Origin of the sequence: Polynucleobacter ibericus, from assembly GCF_018687955.1 — a bacterium.
Lineage (GTDB): Bacteria > Pseudomonadota > Gammaproteobacteria > Burkholderiales > Burkholderiaceae > Polynucleobacter > Polynucleobacter ibericus.
Genome location: NZ_CP061309.1, coordinates 1316703 through 1342997 on the forward strand (window position 1 = coordinate 1316703; position 26295 = coordinate 1342997).

Below are 26295 nucleotides of genomic sequence, written 5' to 3' on the forward strand. Positions count from 1 at the left end.
ACTCTAAGGTGAACCTCTTTGGATTCTGCCCCAGAATGCCTCCTCCTGAATTCTTGACTAGGGTGCCATCAACTTCCCTACCGACCTGGAATAGACAATCTCTCCATTGGCAAATTTCTCATGATTCTCTTCCACGCTACCTAAGTCGTAGAGATAATTCACCATTAAACCGGCAGACTGACGCAAACCTTTGCGCGATAAATCTCCAGCCCAGTTCACTAAATGAAGTTTTGCGCCATTGCCCAAATGGAATTTAGCTACCGGATTACCATTGCGTCCAGTTGAACCCAATCCAAGGTAAATAGATGCCAAACAAAGTAGTGCATCTTGTTCTTTTGGTGATGCTAAATCAGGATGCCATCCAGCACTTAATTTTTCCGTCCAAGATTGCGCATCTAATTTCAAGGTGGCCAAAGCCTGATCACGAGCTGCTCTTAAATTAGGCTTTAATCTTTCTACTGGAACGTCCTCACCCAAATTAGCGCCTGCAGATACCCAATCCATAAATCCAGGGATCGGTGACAAGGTAACAAAAGTTTTCAGTCCCGGAAACTCTGCATGCAATTGCTCAGCAACGCGCTTAATCAAAAAGTTGCCCATCGAGACACCGCGAAGACCTGGCTCACAGTTACTAATGGAATAGAAAACAGCAACTTTGTACTGAGATGGCTGATCTACAGTCTCCGCCTTCTTATCCACCAAGGGAGTAATCACCGTAGGGATCTCAGGCAATAGCGCTACCTCAACGAAGATTAAAGGCTCACTGGGAAGTTGTGGATGAAAAAACGCAAAGCAACGACGATCAGGCTGCAGGCGGCGACGCAAATCGTCCCAGCCATCAATGGCATGCACCGCCTCATGTTGAATAAGCTTTTCCAAAACTTCAGCAGGAGATTTCCAATCAACGCGATGCATCTTCAAAAATCCTGGATTAAACCAAGATGAAAGTAGATGACGCATATCAAAGTCCACTGCAGCAAGCTCTGGCTTCTTGTCCAGAAGTTGCAAAAGGTCGCGGCGCATTTGCACTACCGCAGCAGTACCATGACCGGCACGATTGAGGCGGCGAAATAGTTCCTGCCGAGGGGACTCAGAAACTTTTTGCAGATAAATATAATTTCGCGCCGAAGCTTCGGCTGAAAAATTTTGTGCCGCTTTAAGAACGGCATCTACTTGAGGGTTTAACTTCTCGAATAGGTAAGTAAAAAATGGAATGTGCTGATCTTTAGTCAACTTGCGATAGTTGTTCACTACATCATCCGCCATGCTGACGGCATTGGATTCGCCTCGCTCAGAAATCAAGCGCTTAATGGCGTTATTTGCCTTCGATAGGTTGCGAGCTTTTGCTAACTTTTCTAGCATGTAATCTTTTCAAAAAGAAATCGACAAAATTAGATTCAATTCAATTTATTACTCAAGACATGCAAAATCAATTAAGTTGAATGAGTATTCATTAACTTAAGGTTAACTAAAGAAGCAAAGGGTTAGGGTAAATCAGGAGTTTTTGCGATGCAGCATGCGGGCTTCAGCTGCAAGTGCCAATATATTGGGATTAGATTCATTAGCTTGAAGGTACATTAAGCCGATTCTTTGGATAACCTGGTACTTTGGTAGCAAAGGGGTAAATTCAATCGCATTACCCATTAAAGCTTTTACCCTACCGGGCAATAAAGATCTTCCTAAATCGCCCGAAACCATGTTCATGAGGGAGAAAATATCTCCAACCTTCATGACCACATTAGGCTTAAAGCCAGCCAGCTGAAAAGCCTCATAAAACCCTGAGGTGGTAGCAAAGCCATCTTGCAGGGTCAGAAATTTTTCATGTCGATATTCAGATAGGTCGACCTCAGCTTGAGTGGGCTTAGCGCCTTTCGATGAAGCTAAAAACAATTGGTCCTCAAAAAGGGACACTACCTGTAAGCCTTCAGGGAGATCTTTTGCTGGGACTGCGATTACCACCGCATCCACACTACCCTCAGTCAATCTCTTCATAAGATCTTCATTCGAACCTAGATATAAATCAATATCTAGGTCTGGCCTACGAATTTTGGTGCCCATGATGATTCGTGGAATGATATTGGCAGTCAATGAGTACATCGATCCTAGACGAATCTGTCCACTCTCGACACCTGATTTAGCCCTGGTCTTTTTGAGAATGCGATCTACATCCCCCAATAAATCAGCGCTTTCTTCGGCTAAATAAAGGGCAGCAGGTAGGGCCTTTAATTGGCGCCCTTCTTTCACAAAAAGCGGACACCCAATTCCTGACTCAAGTGAGTGGAGGGCCTTATGAATGCTGACTGAACTGAGATGCAACTCTTCGGCTGTTTTAGAAAGACTTCCAGTCCGAACGAATGAGCAGAGTATTTCTAGCTTGCGTAGCGTAAGCTCTTCATTCAACATAAGTTACTGACTCTTGGCTTTAAATGTGGTCATGAGATAGGCACCAAACACCATCATGGGCACGCATAACCACTGGCCCATAGATAAACCCAAGCCCAGAAGACCTAAAAAGGAATCTGGTTCGCGTGCATACTCTGACAAGAATCGGCAAATGCCGTAACCCAATAGGAAGAGCCCAGAAACCTGACCAATTCTTCTAGGTTTGCCAGCATAGATCCACAGAATAATTCCTAGCAAAACACCTTCACCTAGCATTTGATAAATCTGCGATGGATGACGCGGCACTGAATCCACGAATGGGAAAATCATGGCCCAAGGTAAATCAGTAGGCCTACCCCAGAGCTCACCATTGATAAAGTTTCCTAAGCGACCAAAAGCCAATCCAAATGGAACTAAAGGCGCTACCAAATCACTCACCACAAAAAAAGTGGTTTTGCGTTTTTTAGCAAACCAATACAGTGCAAGCAGCACTCCGAGCAAACCCCCATGAAAAGACATGCCGCCTTCCCAGATTTTGAGAATGCTTAAAGGGTGAGACAAGTAAAAGCCAGGCATATAAAACAGGATGTAACCCAGGCGACCACCCAACACTACCCCAAGGACGCCCGCAAAGAGCAAGTCTTCCAGATCTTTATAAGTCCAACCGAGCGCTTGATAGCGTGGTGAGCGAATCCGTAAGCGACCTAAGAGCAAGAATTGAGCAAAGGCCATGAGATACATCAAGCCATACCAATGAATTGCAAAAGAACCAATACGAATTGCTGCAGGGTCAAACTCAGGATGAATCAACATGGATATTAACTTTTGGATTGGTCAAAGTTACGCAGCTCATGACCAAGATCCCGATAGGCCTTGTAGCGCTCGCGCCCTGCCAAGCGCTCTGCCTCATTGACGGTAACTACCTCAACGATTCTGGGGAAGCGCGCTACCAGGGCCGGTACGTCTGCTGGCATACGTATTCCCAAATGAATCATGACGTCCGCATGGGGAATACTATTTAGAGCCGAAGAAGCAAAATCATCTGTGAGGACTATGGGCGTTTCGGCAGCAGCTTCATCATCTATAAAGCAGTGGGGTAAAAAATCAACGCCACTAAAGGACCAAAGTAGCTCATTTAACTTTTGTAGATCCGCTTTCTCGCCTACCATCACAATATTGCGCACCGGCTCACCCTCGGATGTAGTACTCCATATCTTGCGGGTTAAACGACAAGCGTATTCCAGCTTATCGGAAACATTGCTATGAAAATCAATTCGCGCCATTCAATCGGTATCCAGTGATCTGCCGTCTTATTACTTACGCTCAAGCAAGAAATTCACTAAGAGCGGCACTGGTCGGCCAGTAGAGCCTTTGGCAGCGCCACTTTTCCATGCAGTTCCAGCAATATCTAAGTGAGCCCATTTGTACTTCTCAGTAAAGCGAGAGAGGAAACAAGCTGCGGTCACACTACCAGCGGGACGTCCACCAATATTGGCAACATCTGCAAAGTTCGATTTGAGTTGCTCATGATATGCGGCATCTAAAGGCAGACGCCACACTGTATCCAATGAAACGTGGCCCGCTTTAGTGAGTTCGTTCACTAAATTCTCATCCTCAGAGAATAAACCGCTATGCACATGACCCAAGGCAATCACACAAGCGCCAGTTAAGGTAGCAACGTCGATGACTGCTGCAGGCTTGAATCGCTCTACATAAGTAAGCGCATCACATAGAATGAGGCGTCCCTCTGCATCGGTGTTGAGAACTTCAATGGTTTGCCCAGACATACTCTTGACGATATCGCCAGGACGAGTGGCTCTACCTGACGGCATATTTTCACAAGTAGGCACTACACCAATCACATTCTTTTTTAAATTCATCAAAGCAACGGAGTACATCGTACCGATTACTGAAGCCGCACCACACATGTCGTACTTCATTTCATCCATGGCTTCGCCTGGCTTTAATGAAATACCACCCGTGTCAAAAGTAATACCTTTACCAACCAGAACAATCGGTGCCTCTCCAGCCTTACCGCCTTGATGGCGCATTACAATAAATTGCGGTGGCGTATCGGATCCTTTGGCCACAGACAAGAATGAACCCATACCTAGAGCCTCAATCTGCTTAAGCCCCAGTACCTCAACTTTGAGATTGGTCTTCTTGCTTAAGCCCTGTGCAGCCTTACCTAAATAAGTTGGCGTACAGATATTTGGCGGAAGATTGCCTAGATCCTTTGCCAAGTTCATACCCTCTACCATAGATATACCTTGCTCTACAGCAGCCTTTAATTCCTTGGCGCAAGCATCATTACCAGCAAATATCAAATGCTTAAATGCATCTGCACTATCTTTTGCTTTGAATTTCATGGCAGGCTGACGTACGCCAAAACGATAAGCTTGATCGCCGGCATATTGAACTGTTAAGCGTACCTCTTCTGCAATGAAGTCAGCTTGATGTGCAAGCGCAAAGCTGGGAGTAAACCAAAGAGCATTCCCAATCGATCCACCACTCAACACCTTCAATGCTGCACGAGCTACCTTGGAATAGGTCGTTAAACTACGCTCGCTAGCAAGATGAACATCACCCAAACTCACAAGCAACACCCTTTTCGCTTTAACGCCATTACTAGACCAAGATCTTTCTGCGCGCAACATGCAGACGTTTGCCTGCTTGGAATCTAGATCTCCAACGATATTGGCATGATTAACCGAGCCTCCCAGCAGTAGGTCTAATTCCGATAAAAAGCCCGTTTTTGCCTTAATACTCTTAACCCCTGAAAAGCTATCCAAATCCGCTTTCGAGTAAGCCAACACTACGCAGTCGGTGCTTTGGCTCAGCAAGGTCTTGAGGCTAGATTTCTGGAGTTTTAGGCTCTGCAGATCAGCTTGAGGGAAAATCTTGGTACTAAATTGGATTGTCATAATCTATTGCGGTATTTTGGTCGATTCAAAAGGGAGGTAAATGCTAATTTGGGACGTTTATCCATTATCCTCCGACATGAGATGAACTTCCCTTACTAGTATCAATATAAGCCATTTGTAGCCACCAATAACCACACAAATCCAGACTCTTATTTCACATGATTTTTAACCAGGCCCTTCGCCGCGAACTCAGTTTTACGACTGGCGGGGTCTTTTTGGTTTTAGTCACCATTATGGTGACTACTTTGGTCATCCGAATCTTGGGTTATGCCGCCAACGGGGCTGTGAATCCAGAGGATGCCCTTGTTTTAATTGCCTTGGCTACCTTGGGATATCTTGCGGTTCTTTTGACAGTATCCCTATTTGTTGCAACCCTGATTGTTTTAGTTCGTTGGTATAAAGACTCTGAAATGATCGTTTGGTTTGCAAGCGGCTTAAGTATTACCAATCTCATTCGCCCCATTCTGCAATTTGCTACCCCCCTGATTATTGTCATCGCCCTGTTAGCGCTTTTCGTATGGCCATGGGCAAATCGTGAGTCAACATTAATTAGTCAACGCTTTCAGCAACGCGATGATGTATCCATGGTGAGCGCCGGACAATTTAAAGAATCTGCAAAAGCAGAACGTGTATTTTTTATTGAAGAGCTTGACGTTGATAAGAGTGAAGTGAAGAACATCTTTGTAGCTGATTCTAAGAATGGTCGACTAAGTATTGCCGTATCTTCTACTGGCTATATCCAAAACTCTGATGGTGGCGAGAAATCCATCGTACTCAATAACGGTAGGCGCTATGAGGGACAACCCACTCAGCCTGATTTTAGGATTCTAGAGTTTGATGAATACAGCACTAAGATCCGCAGTAAAGATGCTTTGGCACCAGCACCGCGTGATCGCGAAAAGACCGTCCATGAGCTTTTGAATGACCCCAACCCTGCATCAATTAATGCTAATCGTGCTGAGTTACTCTGGCGTGTTGGTCTACCATTAATGGCCTTAGGCCTAGTGCTAATTGCCATACCTCTTGCCTATGTGAACCCTCGTCTAGGCAATTACACTGCCATGTTCTACGCAGTCTTAATTTATCTGATTTACAGTAACTTACTTAACCTTACTCAGAATTTTGTTTCGCAAGGTAAGGTAAGTGTGTTTACTGCAATCTGGCCAATTCATCTACTTGCGCTCTTGATGGCAGCAGTCCTGATTCGCAATCGTATTAATCCTTCTCTGAAATGGTGGCGGCGTCAACTGCCTGCCGCAGTGACTCGCAAATGAAATTACTTTTCCCCTTCATTTATGAGCGCTATTTAGCTAAGCAAATTTATGCTGCTTTTGGCTTCATCTTATTTGCTTTGGTTGCTTTGTTTTTGTTCTTTGATATCTTGAGTGAGCTCGGCTCCGTTCAAGGCGCCTACACACTGCCTCTGGCATTACTTCACGTTCTCTTAAAGGCCCCAAGCCGCATCTCTGAAATCATCCCCATTGCGGGCCTCATTGGCAGTATTTATGTGTTTGCCATGCTAGCAAGCCAGTCTGAGTTCACCATCTTACGTATCGCCGGGCTGGACGTTAAGCGGGGTTTAATCACCCTTACTAAGATTTCCATCCCCCTGATTGTGCTCACCCTCATCATGAGTGAATGGATTGGCCCGTATACCGAAGCTAAGTCTGATCAAATTCGCATGAGGGCAATGGGCTCTGCCTACTCATCCCAATTTAGAACTGGCGTCTGGGTCAAAGATCGCTTGCGTGATGAAGATGGTAGTGGTCCAGTTCGTCCTGGAGTGCGCTATGTCAACGTAGGAAAAGTCGATAAAGATAATGAGATTCACAATATCCGTATGTACGAGTTTAATGACTCCTACCACCTCCTCTCCATACGCAGCGCGGTCTCTGGACAGTTTGATGAAAGTGGTGTCTGGGTCTTAAATGATGTGACCGAAACTCGCTTCAAAGAAACCAAACAATCTGACCCACTCAATCCTGTTTTTTCTGCAAAAACTTTTACCCACCCAATTCTTACTTTAGAGTCTGAAGTCACGCCGCAAATTTTGAGCGTACTTTTAATCAGCCCAGAAAAAATGTCGATCATGAGCTTGGGTCGTTTCATTTCTCATCTACGTGATAACAAGCAAGATGCACATCGACATTCGATCGCCTTTTGGAAAAAAATCATTTACCCCTTCACTATTTTTGTGATGTTGACACTTGCCCTCCCCTTTGCCTATTTAAAAGTGCGGGCGGGTAGCGTTGGCATCAAGGTATTTGGGGGGATCATGCTCGGTATGAGTTTTCAGCTCTTTAATTCCCTATTCTCTAACGTGGGTCTGCTGGGATCGTGGCCCGCACTGATAACAGCCCTCACCCCGCCTTTGCTGTACTTCCTATTGGCGCTCGTGGGATTACGCTGGGTCTCCAAGGCTTAAGACCAAAAAATCATTTAGAATTTGATTCCTATATCTTTGTTGATATATAGATAGGAGTCCGCATGAATCTTCACCAGTTCCGCTTTGTCCGCGAAGCCGTTAGGCAAAACTTTAACCTCACAACCGCTGCAAAAGCGCTGTTTACATCTCAACCAGGCGTTTCTAAAGCCATCATTGAGTTAGAAGATGAATTAGGGGTGGAGATTTTTCGTCGCCACGGTAAACGTATTCGCTCCCTCACCGAACCAGGCAAACGAATCTTGACCTCAATTGAGCGCATCCTCGATGAAGTCGAAACATTAAAAAGAGTGGGCAAGGATTTTGCCAGTCAAGATCAAGGCAGCTTTGTCATTGCAACTACTCACACTCAAGCACGTTATGCACTCCCCAAAGTGCTTACGGAATTTACTAAGCGCTTCCCTAAGGTAAAGGTGAGTATTCAGCAAGGTAGCCCAGGTCAAATTGCTGAACTACTGACACACGATCGCGCTGATATTGCGATCGCAACCGAAGGCATTGCCAATACCCCTGGTGTGTTAGCCCTACCAGGCTACCAATGGCAACACGTACTCATGGTGCCTTTGAGTCACCCCCTTTTAAACCAAGCCACATTGACGCTTGAGGAGATTGCTAAGTACCCCATCATTACGTATGACAAAGCATTTGCTGGTCGCAGTAAGATTGATGCCGCTTTTGCCCAAAGAAACATTACACCCGATATTATTTTGGAAGCAATTGATGCAGACGTGATTAAGACCTATGTAGAAACGGGCATGGGTATCGGCATTGTTGCGGGTCATGCTTATGATCCGGACAGAGATCGCAATCTCAAAGTGATTCCCGCCGGACATTTATTCGGAAATAACGTTACCCATCTTGGAGTGAAGCAAGGTGCATACTTGCGCTCATTTGTTTACACCTTCATCGAACTCTTTTCGCCAACACTCACCAAGAAAATAGTTGAGCAAGCGATGTCGAACGAATCGGATTCTTACGAAATTTAGAGTGTCTAGGAATGCTCAAGGACAAATTAGTCTTTGAGTGGTGCCTCGGGGCGGACTCGAACCGCCACGCCTTGCGGCACCGGATTTTGAGTCCGGCACGTCTACCAATTCCATCACCGAGGCAGGTGTTTGCAGTGGAAATTCTGCTTACTTTGCTACTTTGTTACTGCTAAGACATGAGAGTGTAACAAAAAATGCTTAGATACCCCCTACCTTGGGTCTAGAACCCCTTAAAATGAGGTCTTCTAGCCAAATTATTAAAAGGACTTACCCGTATGGCCGGCCATTCGAAATGGGCCAATATTCAGCACCGCAAAGGTCGTCAGGACGAAAAACGCGGCAAGATTTGGACCAAACTCATTAAAGAAATTACTGTTGCTGCCAAATTAGGTGGCGGTGACGTTGCTACCAATCCCCGTTTACGTCTGGCAATTGATAAAGCTAAAGACTCCAATATGCCAAACGACAACGTGCAAAGAGCGATTCAACGCGGCACTGGATCACTTGAGGGCGTGAACTACGAAGAGATTCGTTACGAGGGTTACGGCATGAATGGTGCAGCCATCATCGTAGATTGTTTAACTGACAACCGTACTCGCACTGTTGCAGAGGTTCGTCATGCTTTCAATAAAAATGGCGGCAATATGGGTGCCGAAGGTTCAGTTGCCTTCTTATTTAAGCATTGTGGCCAGATGCTGTTCGCACCAGGCACGAGCGAAGATCAACTCATGGAAGTAGCTCTGGATGCTGGGGCAGAAGATGTCATTACTCATGAGGACGGTTCTTTTGAGGTGCTCTCCCCTGTTCCTGATTTTTCTAATGTGCAAGATGCCATTAGCAAAGCAGGTTTAAAGCCTGAGCTTGCAACCGTTGCTATGCGACCTGAGACTGAGATTGCTTTAGAGGGCGATCAAGCTGAAAGCATGCAAAAGTTGTTGGATGCACTCGAGAGCTTGGATGACGTTCAAGAAGTATTTACGAACGCTGCGCTTTAATTTTTTAGTTAATTACTACAGATAGCTTGTTATGAAAATTCTACTCATCGGATCTGGCGGACGTGAACATGCGCTTGCCTGGAAGTTGGCCCAATCTCCACAAGTGCAAACGGTTTATGTTGCCCCCGGTAATGGTGGTACAGCTACTGCCAAGCAAACTGCTGCGGGCATTGAGAACCTGCCAATTACTGGTTTGCAGGAGTTAGCTGATTTTGCTAAGCGTGAGAAGATTCATCTGACTGTTGTGGGCCCCGAGGCTCCACTCGCTGCTGGCATCGTGGATGTATTTCGCAATAATGGTCTCCGTATTTTTGGACCAACTCAACTGGCCGCTCAATTAGAGTCCTCTAAAGACTTCTCTAAAGCCTTTATGAAGCGTCATGGCATTCCAACAGCCGACTATCAAACCTTCTCTAATGCACTTGAGGCCCATGCATACATTAATGCCAAGGGTGCGCCAATCGTGATTAAGGCAGATGGCCTGGCTGCCGGCAAAGGCGTAGTTGTCGCGATGAATCTCGAAGAGGCCCATGCTGCGGTTGACATGATGTTGGCTGATAACAAACTCGGCAATGCAGGTGCCCGTGTAGTAATCGAAGAGTTCCTGACCGGTGAAGAGGCTAGCTTTATTGTTTTAGTGGATGGCAAAAATGTTCTTGCTTTAGCAACTAGCCAAGATCACAAGCGTTTACTAGATGCTGACCAAGGACCAAATACTGGCGGTATGGGCGCTTACTCCCCTGCCCCAGTGGTTACCCCAGAAATTCATGCACGTGCATTACGTGAAGTCATCATGCCGACAGTTCAAGGTATGAAGGCAGACGGCATTCCTTACACAGGCTTCCTATATGCGGGCCTGATGATCGCCCCTGATGGCAAGATCAAAACTTTGGAATTTAACTGCCGTATGGGCGACCCAGAAACGCAACCTATCATGGCGCGCCTCCGTAGCGATCTCGTCAATGCATTGGATCATGCGGTAGATGGCACGCTGAATGAAGTGGCACTGGAATGGGATCGCCGTACCGCCCTAGGCGTTGTGCTTGCTGCCCATAACTACCCAGACACTCCTCGCGCTGGTGATGTCATCACAGGCATTCCAGCCGATACCGAAGATCAAATTACTTTCCATGCAGGCACTAAGTTGCAAGATGGCAAATTGGTGACATCGGGTGGGCGCGTAATGTGTGTTGTTGGTCTTGCTGATACTGTTCGCGGCGCCCAACAAAAGGCATATGAAGCAATCAATCACATTAAGTTTGATGGCATGCAATATCGTCAAGATATTGGCTATCGCGCTATTAAGTAAACCCTCTAAGTTAGAACGCCTTGTCAGATCAACATACCCAAATTGATATCGCTGCCTTAAAGGATTATTTTTTAGGCTTACAGGAACGCATCACCAGCGCGATGAGCGCTTTGGATGGCAAACTTTTTGTTGCTGACGAATGGCACAAGCCAGAAGACAGCAAACTCAAAGGTTATGGTCGCACCTGTATTTTGGATGGCGGCAATATTCTGGAAAAAGGTGGGGTTGGTTTCTCACATGTGCGCGGCGATCAAATGCCCCCTTCTGCATCGCATCATCGCCCAGAAGTAGCGGGACGCAGTTTTGAAGCCATGGGTGTTTCCTTGGTCTTTCATCCCAATAATCCCAAAGTACCCACTACCCATATGAATGTACGCTGCTTTATTGCACAAGCACCCGGCAAAGAGCCAGTGTGGTGGTTTGGTGGTGGCTTTGACCTCACTCCTTATTACGGTGCGGATGAAGACTGCAAACACTTTCATCAAACCGCTAAAGATGCATTGGATCCATTTAGCGAAGAACTCTACCCTCGCTTTAAAAAATGGTGTGATGAATACTTTTACTTAAAACATCGTGAAGAGCCACGAGGTATTGGTGGTGTTTTCTTTGACGACTTTAATGAACTTGGCTTTGAGAAGAGCTTTGCCATGACTCGTGCAGTGGGTGATGCATTTATCAACGCTTATCTACCGATCGTACAACGTCGTTATCAAGATAGCTTCACACCAGAAGAAAAATCTTTCCAAGAATATCGTCGTGGTCGCTATGTTGAGTACAACTTGATTTTTGACCGAGGCACTATTTTTGGTTTGCACTCAGGTGGACGGACTGAATCCATTCTGATGTCGATGCCACCAGTAGTCCAGTGGTGGTACAACTGGCAACCTAAGCCAGACACACCTGAAGCCAAGTTGTATGACTACTACCTCAAGCCACGCGATTGGCTAGCCTGAGCATCCATCATTGAGTACCGTTAAAAAAATAGGCATTCTGGGTGGCACCTTTGACCCTCCTCATGCGGGTCATCTTCGATTAGCCTCACACTTTGCCAAACTGCTGCATTTAGATGCACTACTACTCATTCCGAGCGGTGAACCTTGGCAAAAAGGGACTGGTATCACCCCAGCCGAGACTCGTTTGCAATTAACTGAGGCTGCAGGCATTGATTTAGCACGGGCATTCTTGTACCTCAAGATATCTACCCAGGTTGGCATTGACCGCATAGAAATTGATCGGGCCGGCCCAAGCTATGCCATTGATACCGTGAAAACGCTGAGAGAACGATTTGGAGCCGATGCCAGTTTGACTTGGCTTATGGGGGCAGATTCCCTTATTGCTCTACCAAGTTGGAATTCTTGGGAAAAACTCAGTCAGTATGTCAATTTTGCTGTTGCCACTAGACCGCATCATGATTTAAACGAGCAGACGGACCCTGAACTCAGTCCCGATGTGAGTAAGTTTTTAAAGGAACATCGGGCAATGGATAGCACCGCTCTTGAAAATAGCGCTTATGGCCTCATATACCTTGATGAAAGCCTCAATGTTGATCTCTCCTCTACTGAGTTAAGGGATCGCCTGAAATCATCATCTCGGAGCGCCATTGCCTCCGAGGAAATTCCAACCCACACCCTTGAAATCATTACAAAACTGGGCTTGTATCAGTAATCAAGCTAAGATCACCCTAAATAGAAAAATTATTGTCGAGAAAATATGGACTTACGTAAATTACAACGCGTCGTAATTGATGCCCTTGAAGACGTCAAAGCGCAAGATATACGCGTGTATGACACCACTAAATTAAGTGAATTATTTGATCGCGTCATCATCGCCACTGGTTCCAGCAATCGCCAAACGCGTTCTTTGGCAATGTCAGTCAAAGAAGAGGTGAATGCCAAAGGTGGTGAAGTCATTTCCATCGAAGGTTTAGAAACCGGGGAATGGGTATTAGTAGATTGTGGCGATATCGTGGTTCACATTTTGCAACCGATGTTGCGCTCCTACTATCAACTTGAAGGTATGTGGGGTGCCAAACCAGTTCGCGTCAAATTAGCTGGTAGCAAAGGTCTTGCCAAAGCCAGCGATTCTGAAGACGACGACGAGTAAACTCGTCCAGACTTGCAGCAATGCGTCTCACTATAGTTTCAGTTGGTCATAAAATGCCTGAATGGGTTGCGACAGCAACCCATGACTACATCAAAAGAATGCCCGCAGATTGCAGTATTGAAATTAAAGAGATCAAACCTGATCTCACACCAGCAAAAGAGGCGGTAAAAATTGCAGCAGCCATACCCAAAGGATCCAGAGTCATTGCTTTGGATGAGCGCGGCAAAGATCAAACTACGCAAAATATGGCAACACAGTTGGCTAGCTGGCGCCAAGAAGGTTTTGACATCACCTTTTTAATCGGTGGCGCCGATGGCCTCGATCCCAGCTTGAAAACCACAGCCCAAGCCATGTGGCGCCTTTCTAGTCTTACCCTTCCTCATGCGATGGCCAGAGTCTTATTGGTAGAGCAACTCTACCGAGCTTGGACTATTCTGCAAGGACACCCCTACCATCGTGAGTAGAAATTTGTATTCTTTTATTTATCTCGCTTCACAAAGTCCCCGTCGCCAAGAGCTTTTAAAGCAAATGGGCATTCACTTTGAAATGCTGTTGCCTTTACCGAGTGAAGATAGTGAAAGCATTGAAGCGCTGCTCATAGGAGAAAAAGCGCGTATCTATGTAGAGCGCGTTACCTTGGCAAAAAGTGACGCAGCAATTTTGAGATGGCAAAAAAGTGGCTTACCCTGGGCGCCAATTCTCTGTGCTGACACTACCGTCAGCTTACCCAATAGTCCCGAAGGTGAAATTTTAGGAAAGCCGGCTGATGCAGCAGATGCTGCACGAATTTTGACCATGCTCAGCGGTAAAGTTCATGAAGTACTGAGCTGCGTTGCAGTGACTGCAAATCCCGATGAAAAACCTATGCAGCTAGTGCAGGTGTCTGAGGTTCAATTTGCCACCCTCTCTCCAGAGCAAATAAACTCGTACATCGCCAGCGGCGAACCCTTTGGCAAGGCTGGGGCATACGGTATCCAAGGCTTAGCTGGGGCCTTTATTCCCTCAATTCAGGGGAGTTATAGCGGTATCATGGGTCTACCCATATATGAAACCCAGCTTTTATTAGACCGCGCGCAAGTCGGCAGCATATGAACGAAGAAATACTGATCAACATCACTCCACAAGAAACGCGTGTTGCTTTAATTCAGCAAGGGGCGGTTCAGGAGTTGCAGATTGAGCGCACACGTCAACGCGGCATTGTTGGCAATATCTATCTAGCCAAAGTTGTACGCGTGCTTCCAGGCATGCAATCCGCATTTATCGAAATTGGTCTTGAGCGCACAGCCTTTATGCATGTTGCTGATATCACCCAAAATAACCCTCAAGCACAAATTGAAAAATTATTGTTTGAAGGTCAGACGATCCTAGTTCAAGTATTAAAAGACCCTTTGGGAACTAAAGGTGCGCGCTTAACAACGCAACTGAGTATTGCGGGACGTAATTTGGTTTACCTTCCTCCTGCTGGCAGCAATACTGCGACTGAAAAATATATTGGCGTCTCACAGCGTATCGATCAACCCGAAGAGCGGGAGGCAATTAAAGCCCGTCTTGCCAGCCTCATGGCTGATGATGAAAAGGGCGGCATTATTGTCCGCACCAGCGCTCAAGACGCCTCCGATACTGAACTTCAGCATGACATGCTCTACCTTCGCACCACCTGGGAAAACATTCATGCGGCCATGAAACATAATCCCGCCCCTACCCTGCTCTATCAAGACCTCAGTCTGGCTGAAAGGGTATTGCGTGATGTTGCTGGCGAAGAAACTACCCAAATCCGCGTGGACTCTGCTGAGAATTTTGAGAAACTCAAAGCATTCACCAACGCTTATATGCCCAACCTACTAGGTAAGCTAACTTTGCACCGAGGCGAACGAGCGCTCTTTGATTTATTTGATGTCGATGCTGAGATTAATAAGGCACTGGGTCGTCGAGTAGATCTTAAATCTGGTGGCTATCTAATGATCGACCAAACAGAGTCTATGACAACAATTGACGTCAACACTGGAAGCTATGTCGGCGCACGAAATCTCGATGACACTGTTTTTAAAACGAATCTAGAAGCAGCTCAGGCAATTGCTCGACAACTCCGCTTACGCAATCTTGGTGGCATCATCATTATCGACTTCATCGATATGGTCGGAAAAGATCATCAAGAATCTGTATTACATGAGCTAAATCGCAACCTAGATCGTGATCATGCTCGTACCTCAGTCAGCGACTTCTCTGCCTTAGGTTTAGTGGAAATGACTCGAAAACGCACCCGTGAATCCTTAGCCCATATCACCTGCGAGCCATGTGCCACCTGCCTTGGCAAGGGTGAGATTAAAACTGCTCAAACAATTTGTTACGAGATTTTGAGAGAGATTGTGCGAGAACATCGCCAATTTAATCCAAGAGAATTTCGAATTGTGGCTGCGCCTGATGTGATCGACCTCTTCTTGGAAGAAGAAAATCAATTCTTAGCGCAGCTGGGTGACTTTATTGGGAAGCCGATCACCCTTCAAGCAGAAGGCAGCTTCCGTCAAGAACAGTACGATATTGTTCTGAGTTAAGTTTTCTTAATTTGAGTTAAGCGTTAGAAAATTGAATGCGGTGTAAGCTTGCATAGAGACCATCCTGCTTGATGAGATCTTCATGAGAGCCATTTTCAATAATTTGGCCGTGCTCTAGCACCACAATACGATCAGCATGCTCAATTGTTGACAGGCGATGAGCAATCACTAAAGTAGTTCTGCCCGCCATCAGATGATCGAGAGCATCCTGTACCTGACGCTCAGACTCTGAATCCAACGCTGAAGTGGCTTCATCCAAAATCAAAATTGGTGCATCTTTATATATCGCACGCGCAATCGCCATACGTTGGCGTTGCCCACCAGATAAGCGATTACCGTTGTCACCCACTATTGAATCAATACCTTCAGGCAATTCTTTTATGAGGGCGGTTAAATTTGCAGCTTCTATAGCCTCCATTACTCGGCCACGATCGATACCCTCTTCACCGCCAGCTCCATAAGCCACGTTAGCAGCAATCGTATCGTTAAAGAGAACAACGTCCTGACTCACAAACGCAATCTGCTTACGGACATCAGCTAAGACAATCTCTTCCAAAGGAATATCATCCAAGAAAATATGCCCACTGGTTGGCTTAAAAAATCTTGGCAATAAATTTACCAAGGTGGACTTACCGCCACCAGAAGGCCCAACGAAGGCGACAACTTCACCAGGTTTAATATCTAGACTGATATTGCGTAAAGCATCTTTTCGTCCGGCCTCTTGTTGATATGAAAAACCAACATCATCAAAACGAATAGCGCCTTTTGCTTTGTCTAAAGATTGCATATTAATCTTCCGATCCTCGCCCTCCTCAAAAGGCTGATCCATCATGTCAAAGACCATTTCAGCAGCAGTTAATCCACGCTGTAACGGCTGATTGATATCTGCTAAGTGTTTTAGTGGTGAAATCACCAACATCATTGCAGTAATAAATGCTGCGAAGCCGCCAACAGTCGTACCTTCTGTGGCAGACTGCATCAAAGCAATCACTAGCACTACTGATAAAGCCATAGAGGCAATCAACTGAGTAATGGGCTGGTTCAAGCCTCCAGCAACAGCAGATTTCAAGGCAAACTGACGTGCGCGTTCAGCCTTTTGCCTAAAGCGATGCATTTCGTACTCTTCAGCTCCATGTACTTTGATGATCTTATAACCAGCAGCAGCTTCTTCAACGATATAAGCTAATTCACTGGTAAGTGTTTGCTGCTCTCTATTAAGTGATCTCAAGCGACGATTCACCTTACTCAGGACAAATGCAATAACAGGAAAAATAATGAGGACTACTAATGTCAATTGCCAGTTTAGGTAAATTAAATAACCTATTAATCCGATAACTGTTAATGAATCACGCACCAAGCTAATCAGCATGGTGCCCATTACAGAAAGCACATTATTGACTTCAAATACAACAGCATTAATCAGATTAGATGCGGAGTTCTTTTGAAAGAAAGTGGTGCTTGCGTGCAAAAGCGTCCGAAACATTTGCTCTCGTAATTTGAGCAACACCAAATTAATGACTCGGGTGAGCAAATAATTTGATAGAAATTGAGCCAAACTGCGGACTAATGCAAGGCCTACTAAGAAAACCGGTACCTGCCAAAGCTTGCTATTTAGCTGTCCAGTAAAACCGCGGTCCAATAAAGGCTTCATTAGGGCAGGAATAGAGGTTTCAGCGGCAGCCACTACGGCCATAGCCAAAAGTGACCCAATAATCAAGCCAGTATGGGGCTTTAGGTAGGTAATTAGGCGATTTAAGGCGGTACGGTCTTGAGCATTCATATAATGAATTATGCCCACCTTATCAGTCATACTCATCACCCGCAATGAAGAGGCCAATTTGGACGATTGTCTGGCCTCCCTGGAGGGTATTGCCCAACAGATCGTGGTTGTCGATACCAAAAGCTCGGATCGCACCCTGGAAATAGCCAAAAACCATGGGGCGACGATATCCCAGCCATCAGACTGGCCTGGTTTTGGGCCACAAAAGAACAGGGCATTGGATTTAGCTACAGGTGAATGGGTTCTCTCCCTGGATGCCGATGAAAGATTGACGCCGGCCCTCAAATCCGAAATTTTGACGGCGATTCACCATAGTGCCCACGTAGATTGCTTTGCTATCCCAAGATTGTCTTGGTATTGCGGACGCTTTATCCGCCACTCCGGCTGGAGCCCTGATTATGTCGATCGTTTATTTAAACGAGGAACTGCTCGCTTTTCGGATGATCTCGTTCATGAACGCCTTGTCCCGAACGGTCAAGTTGCTAGACTGGAAAACCCCATGTTGCATTACAGCTTTATGAACTACTCCCAAGTTCTACAAAAGCTAGATCGATATTCCACAGCATCGGCCGAGCAAGCCTTTGCTAAAGGTAAAACAAGTAGTCCACTCAAAGCAGTCCTTCATGGAGCTTGGGCATTTTTTCGAACATATATTCTGCGCGCAGGATTCTTGGATGGTCCTCAAGGATTTGCATTAGCAGTATCCAATGGTCAAGGCACTTACTACCGATATATTAAGTTGTGGCATCTAAATCAGGAAGCTAGTAAATGATTTCGATTTTGCTGGCCACCTATAACTGGCCGCAAGCGCTCAAGCTCTGCCTGGAATCGCTAGCCACTCAAACCGATCGAAACTTTGAAATCATCATTGCAGACGATGGCTCGACTGAAAGCACAAAACAGCTTATCGATTCTCTTCAAGGTTCACATCCTGCCACCATCAAGCATCTATGGCAGGAAGATCAAGGTTTTAGGAAGACCAAAATTCTAAATCAAGCCATTAATGCAGCGCATGGTGACTACCTAGTATTTTTAGATGGTGATTGCATCGTCCAACCAGACTTTGTGGCACAACATCGCAAGCTCGCACAAACAGGCTACCTAGTCACTGGTAGCCGAATTTTGCTTAATGAAAGCCTTACAGCAGAGTTACTTACTTGGCCCAACTGGAGTTTTCAGAAATTCTGCTCAAGCCTTTTAAGCAGACGCCTCAATGGCAGTATTAATAAATACTGGCCACTCAAAATAAAACTGGGTAATGGCTCTTGGCGCGATTACAAAAAGTTTGTTTGGCGTCGCATTAAAGGCTGCAATATGGCGTGCTGGAAAGCGGATGCTGAAGCCATTAATGGCTTTGATGAAACCATGACCGGCTGGGGTCATGAAGATGCGGACTTTATCTTTCGTTTGCAACACCATGGCATTCGACGTAAATCAGGATCATGGTCTACCGAGGTACTGCATCTCTTTCACAAAATTAACGACCAAAGTAATGCTGCTGAGAATGCACGTCGCGTACGTGAAAAGATTATGGCGAAGGCTCTTTAAGCATTCAGGCTGTTATGACTACTTATTCCACCCTCAAACCTAAAAAGGTCTTATTTATTGCCACTCGGCAAATAGGCGACGTTTTAGTAACAACGCCTCTGATTAGCAAGGCTAGAGAGCTTTGGCCTGATGCGGAGTTTCATTTCTTGGGATATCGCGGCAAGCTAGAGATGCTGCATGGCAATCCCGACATCGCCGAAGTCATTGAAACCTCAGATCGTCCTGGATTTTCTGAGTACCTCTCCTTATTTAATCGCCTTTTTCAGCGCTATGACTTGGCTATAGTGACGCAACCAAGCGATCGCGCCTATCTGTATGGGCTGGTAGCTGCCTTTAGAAGGGTTGGCGTACTCGGTGGCCATCCCCAAGGCAAGGATGCTCAAGATCAGAACAAGCGCAGTAAGAGTGAGAAGCAAAATGCTTGGAAGAAATTCATCTGTCTGCATACCGTAGATGTGGATTACTTTAAACAGCATGTGATTACTGAAAAACTATGTCTACTAGAGCCCTTCTTTAGAAATCCTGCAGAGTTATTTTCTAAGCCTATTGTGGTTACTCCACCCGCCGGAGAACCATTAACGCCTATTATTGCGAGTGAACTAAAGCAACCCTATGTCGTTGTACATCCAGGCCCTCTGACTGCCTACAAACGCTGGCCGCTAGCTTATTGGCAAGAACTCATTACTTGGCTAGTAAAGCAAAATTTTCAGGTGGTATTGAGTGCATCTCCAGCTAAGCAAGATGTGCAACTGAATCACGACATCATGTCTTTAATCGATGATGAAAGCAAAAAACAAGTCATCAATGCTGCCGGTCAATTATCCATTCCACAGGCAGGCGCTCTCATTCGTAACGCTGCCTTATATATTGGAGTTGATACCTCCATTACCCATTTGGCGGCAGCATGCAATACCCCAACCATTACGCTCTTTGGTGCCACCCCGCCAACAAACTTTGGCCCTTGGCCCAATGGCTTTGTTGGTGAGCAGCCCTATCAGTTACGCGCCCGCATACAAACGGTTGGTAATGTCACCATCCTGCAGGGGCCTGGCGAATGCGTACCCTGTCGCAAAGCAGGATGTCTAGACAAAGCGGATAGTTATAGCGAGTGTTTGGATTTACTTGAACCTAAGCAAGTGATTGAGGCAATCCTGAAAGTTTTGCCAAACTAAACCACTTCAGTACTAAAAGCAGTGCTTAGTGGTATTGAATCTGGACAGGATCTTTTTGCTTAGAAGCCAAAATTTGATTTAAGCCATGCAAACAAGCATCATCCGGATAAATTCTGAGCTCTTCAGGAAATTGCATCAGACAAGCGCCACCACTAGTTGTTACGGCAGCAGTCAACATTAAGCCCTTCATGCCCTCATTTGATCCTGGTGCAGCTGGAGCATGAGCTCCCTGTTTGGGATCACGTACTCGATTAGCCATCAGGTAAGGGTTGATTTGGCTACGAAGCATCTTGATATCAATCGCGTTATCAATGCATACATGAACATTACGAGCAAAACGCATACGTGCGCCAGTAATATCCATTACCGCCTCAGACACAATACGCACGCCGCCTGAGAATTTATCTGGCGTCACATTCACCTTAGCTACCAAAAGCTCGTCTTCTTTAAGCCATGAACGGTTTGGCTCATATACCTCGCTATACAAGGTAACCTCTAGAGCAGCAGTGCCATCATCGATCGTCGCAATCATCATGCGGCCACGTTGACCAGTCAACATCCGCGCAGAAGTAATAATGCCGGCAATCAACTGATCCTTGCCTTCAGTAACTTTTGATAAAGGCTGACGAATAAAGTGAGAAGTCTCATCACGATAGGCATCAAACATATGGCCTGTTAAACAAAGGCCCAATGCATTCTTCTCTTCTTGCAGGCGCTTCTTCTCAGACCAGACAGGCTCGCGCACCAACTCTGGAAGATGGCGATTTTCTTCTCCAGCCACTTCAAACAAACTCACTTGGTGAATCGATGCTTCAGCTTGCTCAGCTGCTTCGATTGCTCTCGCTAATGATGCTAGCAAGGTAGAACGAATGTCATATAAGTTGCCACCCGCAGGAACAGAGTCGCGATACAAGCTATCAAAAGCGCCAGCACGCATCAGCGCTTCAATAGCGCGGCGATTCACTTGGCGGCGATCAACACGCGCACAGAAATCAAATAAATCTTTAAATGGTCCACCAGTTTCACGCGCTTTAACAATTGATTCAATTGCAGCCTCACCGGTGCCACGCACCGCACCTAAACCGTAGCGGACATGACTAATTGGAGAATCTGGAGCAGCATCCGGTGCGCGTAATGGGGTGAACTCATAGACGCCTGTATTAATGTCTGGTGAGAACACCCGAATATTATTCGCCAAGCAATCGTCATACAGAATCTTCACCTTATCGGTGTCATCCATGGCGAGTGATAAGTTGGCTGCCATAAATTCAGCTGGGTAATACGCTTTAAGCCAAGCTGTTTGATAGGCCAATAGAGCATAAGCGGCAGCGTGGGATTTATTAAATCCATAGCCAGCAAATCGCTCCATCAAGTCATAGATTTCGTTAGCCTTACCTTCAGAGATACCGCCCGCTTTTGCGCCATCACTAAAGATCTTGCGATGCTGAGCCATCTCTTCTGGCTTTTTCTTACCCATTGCACGACGCAACATATCGGCGCCACCTAATGAGTAGCCACCAATCATCTGCGCCATTTGCATCACCTGCTCTTGATAGACCATGATGCCGTAGGTCTCACGTAGAACGGGCTCAATACGAGGGTCTGGATACTCTACTTTTTGACGACCATGCTTACGTTCAATAAAGTCAGGAATCAAATCCATTGGACCTGGGCGATACAAGGCTACCAAGGCAATAATGTCCTCAAAGCGGTCAGGCTTAGCTTCACGAAGCATGCCTTGCATGCCGCGGCTCTCTAGCTGGAACACAGCAACGGTATTAGCACGCTTGAGTACGTCAAATGCTTTTTCATCATCGAGTGCAATCTCGCCGATATTCCAATCTTTACGATCGGCATGCAAAGATTTAATCCAGCGCTCTGCTGCTGCCAAGATGGTGAGGGTAGTCAAGCCCAGGAAGTCGAACTTCACCAAGCCAATTGCTTCTACGTCATCCTTGTCGAATTGACTAATAACCGAACTACTGTCCTGATCTTTGCTCTCTTGTGTGTAAAGAGGACAAAAATCAGTGAGACGTCCTGGAGCAATCAATACACCACCCGCATGCATGCCGACGTTACGTGTCATACCTTCTAGTTGCTGAGCCAAAGAGAGCAACTGACGCACTTCATCTTCATTCTTTTCGCGCTCAGCTAACTGCTTCTCTTCCTTCTTCGCCATCTCAATAGTCATGTACTGACCTGGCTTATTTGGCACCAGCTTAGCAATGCCATCAACGAAGTTGTAACCTTGCTCGAGGACACGGCCTACGTCACGAATCGCCGCTCTCGCAGCCATGGTTCCAAAAGTAGCAATCTGGCTCACCGCATCCTTGCCGTACTTATCCTTTACGTACTGAATGACACGGTCACGGCCGTGTTGGCAGAAGTCGATATCAAAGTCGGGCATCGATACCCGCTCTGGATTTAAGAAGCGCTCAAAGAGCAAGTTGTAACGCAATGGATCTAGATCGGTAATACCAAGTGAATATGCCACTAAAGAGCCTGCGCCCGATCCACGACCTGGTCCTACTGGAACACCATTGTTCTTTGCCCAGTTAATGAAGTCTGCAACGATTAAGAAGTAGCCCGGAAAACCCATTTGAGCAATTGTCTTGACTTCAAAGACCAACCGCTCGTTATAACGAGCCATTTCTTTTTCGCGCTCTTCCGCATCCGGGAAGTTGCGTTCCATGTGACGCTTCAAACCGACCTCGGATTGCTGCAGTAAATAGTCTTCCAAAGTAATACCAGGTGGTATTGGAAAGTCTGGCAAGCGGGGTTGACCCAACACTAAAGAAAGATTGCAACGCTTGGCGATTTCCACTGAGTTAGCCAATGCCGCTGGCAAATCTGCAAAACGTTTTTCCATCTCTTCCTGAGTTAGGAAGTACTGTTCATCATTAAACTTTTTGGCACGACGCGGGTTACCCAGCAATTCGCCTTCGGCAATACAGACACGGGCTTCATGGGCCGTAAAGTCGCTCTTTTGCATAAACTGCACTGGGTGCGTTGCCACCACCGGTAAATCCAGCTCGCTAGCTAGATGACAGGCAAGTTGCAATTGCTTTTCATCTTGAGGATTGCCGCTACGTTGTACCTCAATGTAAAAAGACTGAGGGAAAAGCTTTTCGTAACGTCTCGCAATAATCTTGGCTTGATCTTCTTGCCCGGCCAATAAAGCAGCTCCAATCTCGCCCATGCGCGCACCAGAGAGCGCAATCAAGCCATAAGAGAGTGTTCGTTTGGCTGCTTTATCTTCCGCTTTGGCAGCAGGCTCACTGAACCAAGCTGAATCCACTTCAGCACGGCCACGCGATTGATTATCTAAAGAAGCCCTACTGAGTAATTCGCATAAATTGAGATAGCCAGAATGGTTTTGTACGAGCAGCAATAAACGATGGGGTTGGTCGGGATCTTGAGGATTGCTGATCCAAACATCAGCTCCAGCAATAGGCTTAATGCCACCAGAGCGGGCGGCGGTATAGAAACGCACTAAACCAAATAAATTACTTAAATCAGTAATAGCCAAGGCGCCCATCTCATCCTTAACGGCAGCAGCGACTGCATCGTCAATGCGCACGACTCCATCCGTAATCGAAAACTCGGAATGGACGCGAAGATGTACAAAACGGGGTGAAGCCATGAGATGATTTTAGCTGTGTCCAAGCTCAAAAACCCTTCATCCCCAGCTGACGGCTATCGCGGGCGATTTGCCCCCTCGCCCACTGGCCCCCTTCATGCGGGATCGCTAGTTGCCGCCCTCGGAAGCTGGCTAGATGCCCGTAAAAATGGGGGTAAATGGCTGCTCAGAATTGAAGATTTAGATACTCCACGCTGCGTACCCGGGGCAGCCCAGCAAATACAAGCCCAATTGCTCGCCTGCGGCCTGTCTTGGGACGAGGAGGTTGTTTATCAATCTCTGCGCCAAGATGCTTATCAGAGGGCTTTACAGCGTTTAAATGAGCTCAAATGCCTATACCCATGCACCTGCTCCAGACAAACCATTGCTAACGCCCTAGCAAGCGCAGGAATACAGACCCCTCGCAACCAAGAAATGATCTATCCCGGTACCTGTCGCCCTATCAATTTAGTCAGCAACCCCATAGAAACTTTAGGGGATTTGAAAAAAGCTTGGCGTATTGCCCTGCCCCAGAATTGCCATGTTGAATTTCAGGATTTAGCGCTCGGTCCGCAAAGTCAAAATCTCAATACTGAAGTGGGTGATTTTGTCTTACGCAGGAGCGATGGCTTATTCACCTATCAGCTAGCCGTCGTTGTTGATGATGCCGAGCAAGGCATTACGCACATTGTTCGCGGCCAAGATTTGTTGAGCAACACCGCAAGGCAAATTTATCTTCAAGAAGTTCTTGGATACAAGCGACCAGAATATCTGCACCTGCCACTAGTGCTCGATGAGCATGGCGAAAAACTCAGCAAGCAAACCCTAGCAACACAGATTAATACCCAAGATGAAAAACATGCGTTAATTGAGTTACGCAAAGCAGCAAATCATTTGGGAATGAAAAACTTGCCGGATGGTGAGAATGTCACCATTACAGAGTGGCTATTGGCAGCCACTCATGCATGGCAAAGTTAATTATTTGAAGTGAATTATTTTTTCTTAAAGCCGCCAAGCAAAGCACCAACAGCTGGCTTGGCTGGAGTAATACCAACTTTTTTCTCTTCTGGCTTTGCAGCATCTGTTGCAGATGCTGGTGCAGTAGATGGCTCATAAGGCTTATAGAAGAAAGGATCTGACATTTTGGCTGGAGCGCTGTAAGAGCTCCTGGATCCACTTGAGCTGCCATAACTACTAGACGATGGACGACTTTGTGAAGGTTCACCTTCAGGTAAAGGCTTCACATCCAACTTACGCTTCATGAGCTTTTCGATATCGTCGAGCAAGCGCTTCTCACTAGCATCTACCAAGGCAATCGCATCACCTTTGCTACCGGCACGGCCAGTACGACCAATGCGGTGAATAAAGTCTTCTGCGTTGTAAGGAAGTTCGTGATTTATCACGCACGGCATATCCGGAATATCTAAACCGCGTGCAGCAACATCGGTTGCTACCAAGGCTTCAATTGCGCCAGACTTAAAAGCATCTAAAGTTAAAGTACGCTCGCCCTGACTCTTATCACCATGAATCGCGCCCGCTTTAATGCCATCGCGTTCTAAGGCACGCGAGAGTTTCGCACAACCTAAACGGCTATTGGTAAAGATGATGCATTGACGTGATAAACCGGCACGGGTACGCGCTTCTAAGACTTTAACAATGGCGCGTTGCTTATCCGCAGAGGACACCATATGCACGACTTGTTTAACAGTATCAGCAGCAGCGTTCTGACGAGCTACCTCAACCGTTACTGGAGTACGCAAGTAGCTTTGTGCCAGCTTTTTAATTTCTGGCGAAAAGGTTGCGGAGAACAATAGGGTTTGTCTTTGCGCAGGGATCAAATCAATAATGCGTTGCAGATCAGGCAAGAAACCCATATCGAGCATGCGATCGGCTTCATCCAAAACCAAGATCTCTACCTGGGAGAGGTTGGCAACCTTAGAGCTAATGTGATCCAGCAAACGTCCTGGGGTAGCAATCAAAATTTCTACGCCATTGCGCAAAATCGCTACCTGCTCCTTCATATCCACGCCACCATATACAACAGCAGCGCGTAAATCCGTATGTTTAGAGTAACTTGCAGCGTTTTCAGAAACCTGTACGGCCAACTCGCGTGTTGGTGTCAACACTAACGCCCGAATCGGATGACGTGCTGGTGAGGCACTACTGCTAGCATGACGCAAAATCTTTTGAATGATCGGCAATACAAAGGCGGCAGTCTTGCCGGTACCGGTTTGGGCTGCGCCCATCAAGTCGCTACCTGCCAATACATGCGGTATCGATTGCGCTTGAATCGGAGTCGGAATGGTGTAACCCTGCTCGAGAACCGCTTTTTGAATTTTCGGATCTAAACCAAAGTCAGCAAAAGTGATTGTTGCTGAGGGTGCAGCAGAAGCTGCAGCAGTCGTGTCGGTAACACTAGGGGCAGCGCTTTCGCTAACCCCTGATGAAGAATTTAAGTCAGTAGCAGTATTTGTCAAGGTAA

22 protein-coding genes, 1 tRNA gene and 1 pseudogene are annotated in these 26295 nt (G+C 46.4%); 15 read left to right on the forward strand and 9 right to left on the reverse strand.

All coding sequences use genetic code 11. The features are described 5' to 3' along the window. Positions 1 to 57 precede the first annotated feature (57 nt). The 5 genes from AOC20_RS06700 to AOC20_RS06720 form a co-directional block, all read right to left on the reverse strand. On the reverse strand, positions 58 to 1362 hold the full coding sequence (locus AOC20_RS06700; RefSeq protein ID WP_215359564.1) for a malonyl-CoA decarboxylase: 1305 nt from the start codon (positions 1360 to 1362) through the stop codon (positions 58 to 60). A 132-nt stretch (positions 1363 to 1494) separates the two neighbouring features. Then, positions 1495 to 2403, reverse strand: coding sequence for a LysR family transcriptional regulator (locus AOC20_RS06705; protein WP_215359566.1), 909 nt, complete (start codon positions 2401 to 2403; stop codon positions 1495 to 1497). Positions 2404 to 2406: 3 nt separating this feature from the next. Next, a complete protein-coding gene (lgt, locus tag AOC20_RS06710; RefSeq protein WP_215359569.1) occupies positions 2407 to 3195 on the reverse strand; it encodes a prolipoprotein diacylglyceryl transferase in 789 nt (262 codons plus the stop codon). Between the two features lie 5 nt (positions 3196 to 3200). Continuing rightward, positions 3201 to 3665 carry a DNA polymerase III subunit chi gene (locus tag AOC20_RS06715; protein WP_215359571.1) on the reverse strand — a complete coding sequence of 155 codons (465 nt, stop codon included), beginning with the start codon at positions 3663 to 3665 and terminating at the stop codon, positions 3201 to 3203. A 30-nt stretch (positions 3666 to 3695) separates the two neighbouring features. After that, a complete protein-coding gene (locus AOC20_RS06720) occupies positions 3696 to 5300 on the reverse strand; it encodes a leucyl aminopeptidase (protein WP_433915472.1) in 1605 nt (534 codons plus the stop codon). 164 nt (positions 5301 to 5464) lie between these two features. Between AOC20_RS06720 and lptF the strand changes: the two genes are divergently transcribed. The 3 genes from lptF to AOC20_RS06735 all read left to right on the forward strand — a co-directional run bounded on the left by lptF (position 5465) and on the right by AOC20_RS06735 (position 8735). Beyond that, the gene (gene lptF, locus AOC20_RS06725; protein WP_215359575.1) at positions 5465 to 6580 is read left to right on the forward strand and encodes an LPS export ABC transporter permease LptF; all 1116 of its coding nucleotides are present in this window, start codon (positions 5465 to 5467) and stop codon (positions 6578 to 6580) included. Next, positions 6577 to 7731 carry an LPS export ABC transporter permease LptG gene (gene lptG, locus AOC20_RS06730; RefSeq protein ID WP_215359577.1) on the forward strand — a complete coding sequence of 385 codons (1155 nt, stop codon included), beginning with the start codon at positions 6577 to 6579 and terminating at the stop codon, positions 7729 to 7731. Before lptF ends, lptG begins: the two co-directional genes overlap by 4 nt. Positions 7732 to 7793: 62 nt before the next feature. Beyond that, positions 7794 to 8735: a CysB family HTH-type transcriptional regulator gene (locus AOC20_RS06735; RefSeq protein WP_215359579.1), complete on the forward strand. Its 942-nt coding sequence runs from the start codon at positions 7794 to 7796 to the stop codon at positions 8733 to 8735. 38 nt (positions 8736 to 8773) lie between these two features. On the opposite strand, the gene AOC20_RS06740 is transcribed toward AOC20_RS06735, so the two are convergent. Beyond that, positions 8774 to 8858: transfer RNA gene (locus AOC20_RS06740), tRNA-Leu, on the reverse strand. Positions 8859 to 9010: 152 nt separating this feature from the next. On the opposite strand from AOC20_RS06740, the gene AOC20_RS06745 reads away from it, so the two are divergent. From AOC20_RS06745 to rng, 8 genes and pseudogenes are all read left to right on the forward strand, one after another. Continuing rightward, positions 9011 to 9730 (forward strand): YebC/PmpR family DNA-binding transcriptional regulator, encoded by a 720-nt coding sequence (locus AOC20_RS06745; RefSeq protein ID WP_215359582.1) that lies wholly within the window; start codon positions 9011 to 9013, stop codon positions 9728 to 9730. Positions 9731 to 9761: 31 nt separating this feature from the next. Next, complete coding sequence (gene purD / locus AOC20_RS06750) at positions 9762 to 11039, forward strand: phosphoribosylamine--glycine ligase (RefSeq protein ID WP_215359584.1); 1278 nt, start codon at positions 9762 to 9764, stop codon at positions 11037 to 11039. Positions 11040 to 11080: 41 nt separating this feature from the next. Continuing rightward, positions 11081 to 11992 carry an oxygen-dependent coproporphyrinogen oxidase gene (hemF, locus tag AOC20_RS06755; RefSeq protein ID WP_215362244.1) on the forward strand — a complete coding sequence of 304 codons (912 nt, stop codon included), beginning with the start codon at positions 11081 to 11083 and terminating at the stop codon, positions 11990 to 11992. A 10-nt stretch (positions 11993 to 12002) separates the two neighbouring features. Then, positions 12003 to 12704 carry a nicotinate (nicotinamide) nucleotide adenylyltransferase gene (gene nadD / locus AOC20_RS06760; protein ID WP_215359587.1) on the forward strand — a complete coding sequence of 234 codons (702 nt, stop codon included), beginning with the start codon at positions 12003 to 12005 and terminating at the stop codon, positions 12702 to 12704. A 45-nt stretch (positions 12705 to 12749) separates the two neighbouring features. Further along, a pseudogene (gene rsfS / locus AOC20_RS06765) lies at positions 12750 to 13139 on the forward strand (ribosome silencing factor); the annotation flags it as partial. Positions 13140 to 13162: 23 nt separating this feature from the next. Further along, the gene (rlmH, locus tag AOC20_RS06770) at positions 13163 to 13606 is read left to right on the forward strand and encodes a 23S rRNA (pseudouridine(1915)-N(3))-methyltransferase RlmH (RefSeq protein ID WP_215359592.1); all 444 of its coding nucleotides are present in this window, start codon (positions 13163 to 13165) and stop codon (positions 13604 to 13606) included. Continuing rightward, complete coding sequence (locus tag AOC20_RS06775) at positions 13599 to 14234, forward strand: Maf family protein (protein WP_285896895.1); 636 nt, start codon at positions 13599 to 13601, stop codon at positions 14232 to 14234. Before rlmH ends, AOC20_RS06775 begins: the two co-directional genes overlap by 8 nt. After that, positions 14231 to 15694, forward strand: a complete 1464-nt coding sequence (gene rng, locus AOC20_RS06780; protein WP_215359594.1) for a ribonuclease G — start codon at positions 14231 to 14233, stop codon at positions 15692 to 15694. Before AOC20_RS06775 ends, rng begins: the two co-directional genes overlap by 4 nt. Positions 15695 to 15710: 16 nt before the next feature. On the opposite strand, the gene msbA is transcribed toward rng, so the two are convergent. Continuing rightward, the gene (gene msbA, locus AOC20_RS06785) at positions 15711 to 17474 is read right to left on the reverse strand and encodes a lipid A export permease/ATP-binding protein MsbA (RefSeq protein ID WP_215359596.1); all 1764 of its coding nucleotides are present in this window, start codon (positions 17472 to 17474) and stop codon (positions 15711 to 15713) included. Between the two features lie 10 nt (positions 17475 to 17484). On the opposite strand from msbA, the gene AOC20_RS06790 reads away from it, so the two are divergent. Genes AOC20_RS06790 through AOC20_RS06800 form a run of 3 tightly spaced genes read left to right on the forward strand, consistent with a single transcriptional unit; the run spans position 17485 to position 20194 of the window. Continuing rightward, entirely contained in the window at positions 17485 to 18246 is a 762-nt protein-coding gene (locus AOC20_RS06790) for a glycosyltransferase family 2 protein (RefSeq protein ID WP_215359598.1), read from the forward strand. Further along, positions 18243 to 19022, forward strand: coding sequence for a glycosyltransferase family 2 protein (locus tag AOC20_RS06795; RefSeq protein WP_215359600.1), 780 nt, complete (start codon positions 18243 to 18245; stop codon positions 19020 to 19022). Before AOC20_RS06790 ends, AOC20_RS06795 begins: the two co-directional genes overlap by 4 nt. 14 nt (positions 19023 to 19036) lie before the next feature. Then, positions 19037 to 20194 (forward strand): glycosyltransferase family 9 protein, encoded by a 1158-nt coding sequence (locus AOC20_RS06800; RefSeq protein WP_215359602.1) that lies wholly within the window; start codon positions 19037 to 19039, stop codon positions 20192 to 20194. A 25-nt stretch (positions 20195 to 20219) separates the two neighbouring features. On the opposite strand, the gene dnaE is transcribed toward AOC20_RS06800, so the two are convergent. Beyond that, complete coding sequence (gene dnaE, locus AOC20_RS06805) at positions 20220 to 23837, reverse strand: DNA polymerase III subunit alpha (protein ID WP_215359605.1); 3618 nt, start codon at positions 23835 to 23837, stop codon at positions 20220 to 20222. 3 nt (positions 23838 to 23840) lie between these two features. Here dnaE and gluQRS point away from each other — a divergent pair, with 3 nt between their 5' ends. Next, on the forward strand, positions 23841 to 24791 hold the full coding sequence (gene gluQRS / locus AOC20_RS06810; protein WP_215359607.1) for a tRNA glutamyl-Q(34) synthetase GluQRS: 951 nt from the start codon (positions 23841 to 23843) through the stop codon (positions 24789 to 24791). Positions 24792 to 24805: 14 nt separating this feature from the next. Here gluQRS and AOC20_RS06815 read toward each other — a convergent pair whose 3' ends face one another. Beyond that, complete coding sequence (locus AOC20_RS06815) at positions 24806 to 26290, reverse strand: DEAD/DEAH box helicase (protein WP_215359609.1); 1485 nt, start codon at positions 26288 to 26290, stop codon at positions 24806 to 24808. Positions 26291 to 26295: the final 5 nt, after the last annotated feature.

Coding starts and splice junctions, on each gene's coding strand:
- AOC20_RS06700 (WP_215359564.1), bottom strand. CDS start 1,362: ATGCTAGAAAAGTTAGCAAAAGCTCGCAACCTATCGAAGGCAAATAAC.
- AOC20_RS06705 (WP_215359566.1), bottom strand. CDS start 2,403: ATGTTGAATGAAGAGCTTACGCTACGCAAGCTAGAAATACTCTGCTCA.
- lgt (WP_215359569.1), bottom strand. CDS start 3,195: ATGTTGATTCATCCTGAGTTTGACCCTGCAGCAATTCGTATTGGTTCT.
- AOC20_RS06715 (WP_215359571.1), bottom strand. CDS start 3,665: ATGGCGCGAATTGATTTTCATAGCAATGTTTCCGATAAGCTGGAATAC.
- lptF (WP_215359575.1), top strand. CDS start 5,465: ATGATTTTTAACCAGGCCCTTCGCCGCGAACTCAGTTTTACGACTGGC.
- lptG (WP_215359577.1), top strand. CDS start 6,577: ATGAAATTACTTTTCCCCTTCATTTATGAGCGCTATTTAGCTAAGCAA.
- AOC20_RS06735 (WP_215359579.1), top strand. CDS start 7,794: ATGAATCTTCACCAGTTCCGCTTTGTCCGCGAAGCCGTTAGGCAAAAC.
- AOC20_RS06745 (WP_215359582.1), top strand. CDS start 9,011: ATGGCCGGCCATTCGAAATGGGCCAATATTCAGCACCGCAAAGGTCGT.
- purD (WP_215359584.1), top strand. CDS start 9,762: ATGAAAATTCTACTCATCGGATCTGGCGGACGTGAACATGCGCTTGCC.
- rlmH (WP_215359592.1), top strand. CDS start 13,163: ATGCGTCTCACTATAGTTTCAGTTGGTCATAAAATGCCTGAATGGGTT.
- rng (WP_215359594.1), top strand. CDS start 14,231: ATGAACGAAGAAATACTGATCAACATCACTCCACAAGAAACGCGTGTT.
- msbA (WP_215359596.1), bottom strand. CDS start 17,474: ATGAATGCTCAAGACCGTACCGCCTTAAATCGCCTAATTACCTACCTA.
- AOC20_RS06790 (WP_215359598.1), top strand. CDS start 17,485: ATGCCCACCTTATCAGTCATACTCATCACCCGCAATGAAGAGGCCAAT.
- AOC20_RS06795 (WP_215359600.1), top strand. CDS start 18,243: ATGATTTCGATTTTGCTGGCCACCTATAACTGGCCGCAAGCGCTCAAG.
- AOC20_RS06800 (WP_215359602.1), top strand. CDS start 19,037: ATGACTACTTATTCCACCCTCAAACCTAAAAAGGTCTTATTTATTGCC.
- dnaE (WP_215359605.1), bottom strand. CDS start 23,837: ATGGCTTCACCCCGTTTTGTACATCTTCGCGTCCATTCCGAGTTTTCG.
- gluQRS (WP_215359607.1), top strand. CDS start 23,841: ATGATTTTAGCTGTGTCCAAGCTCAAAAACCCTTCATCCCCAGCTGAC.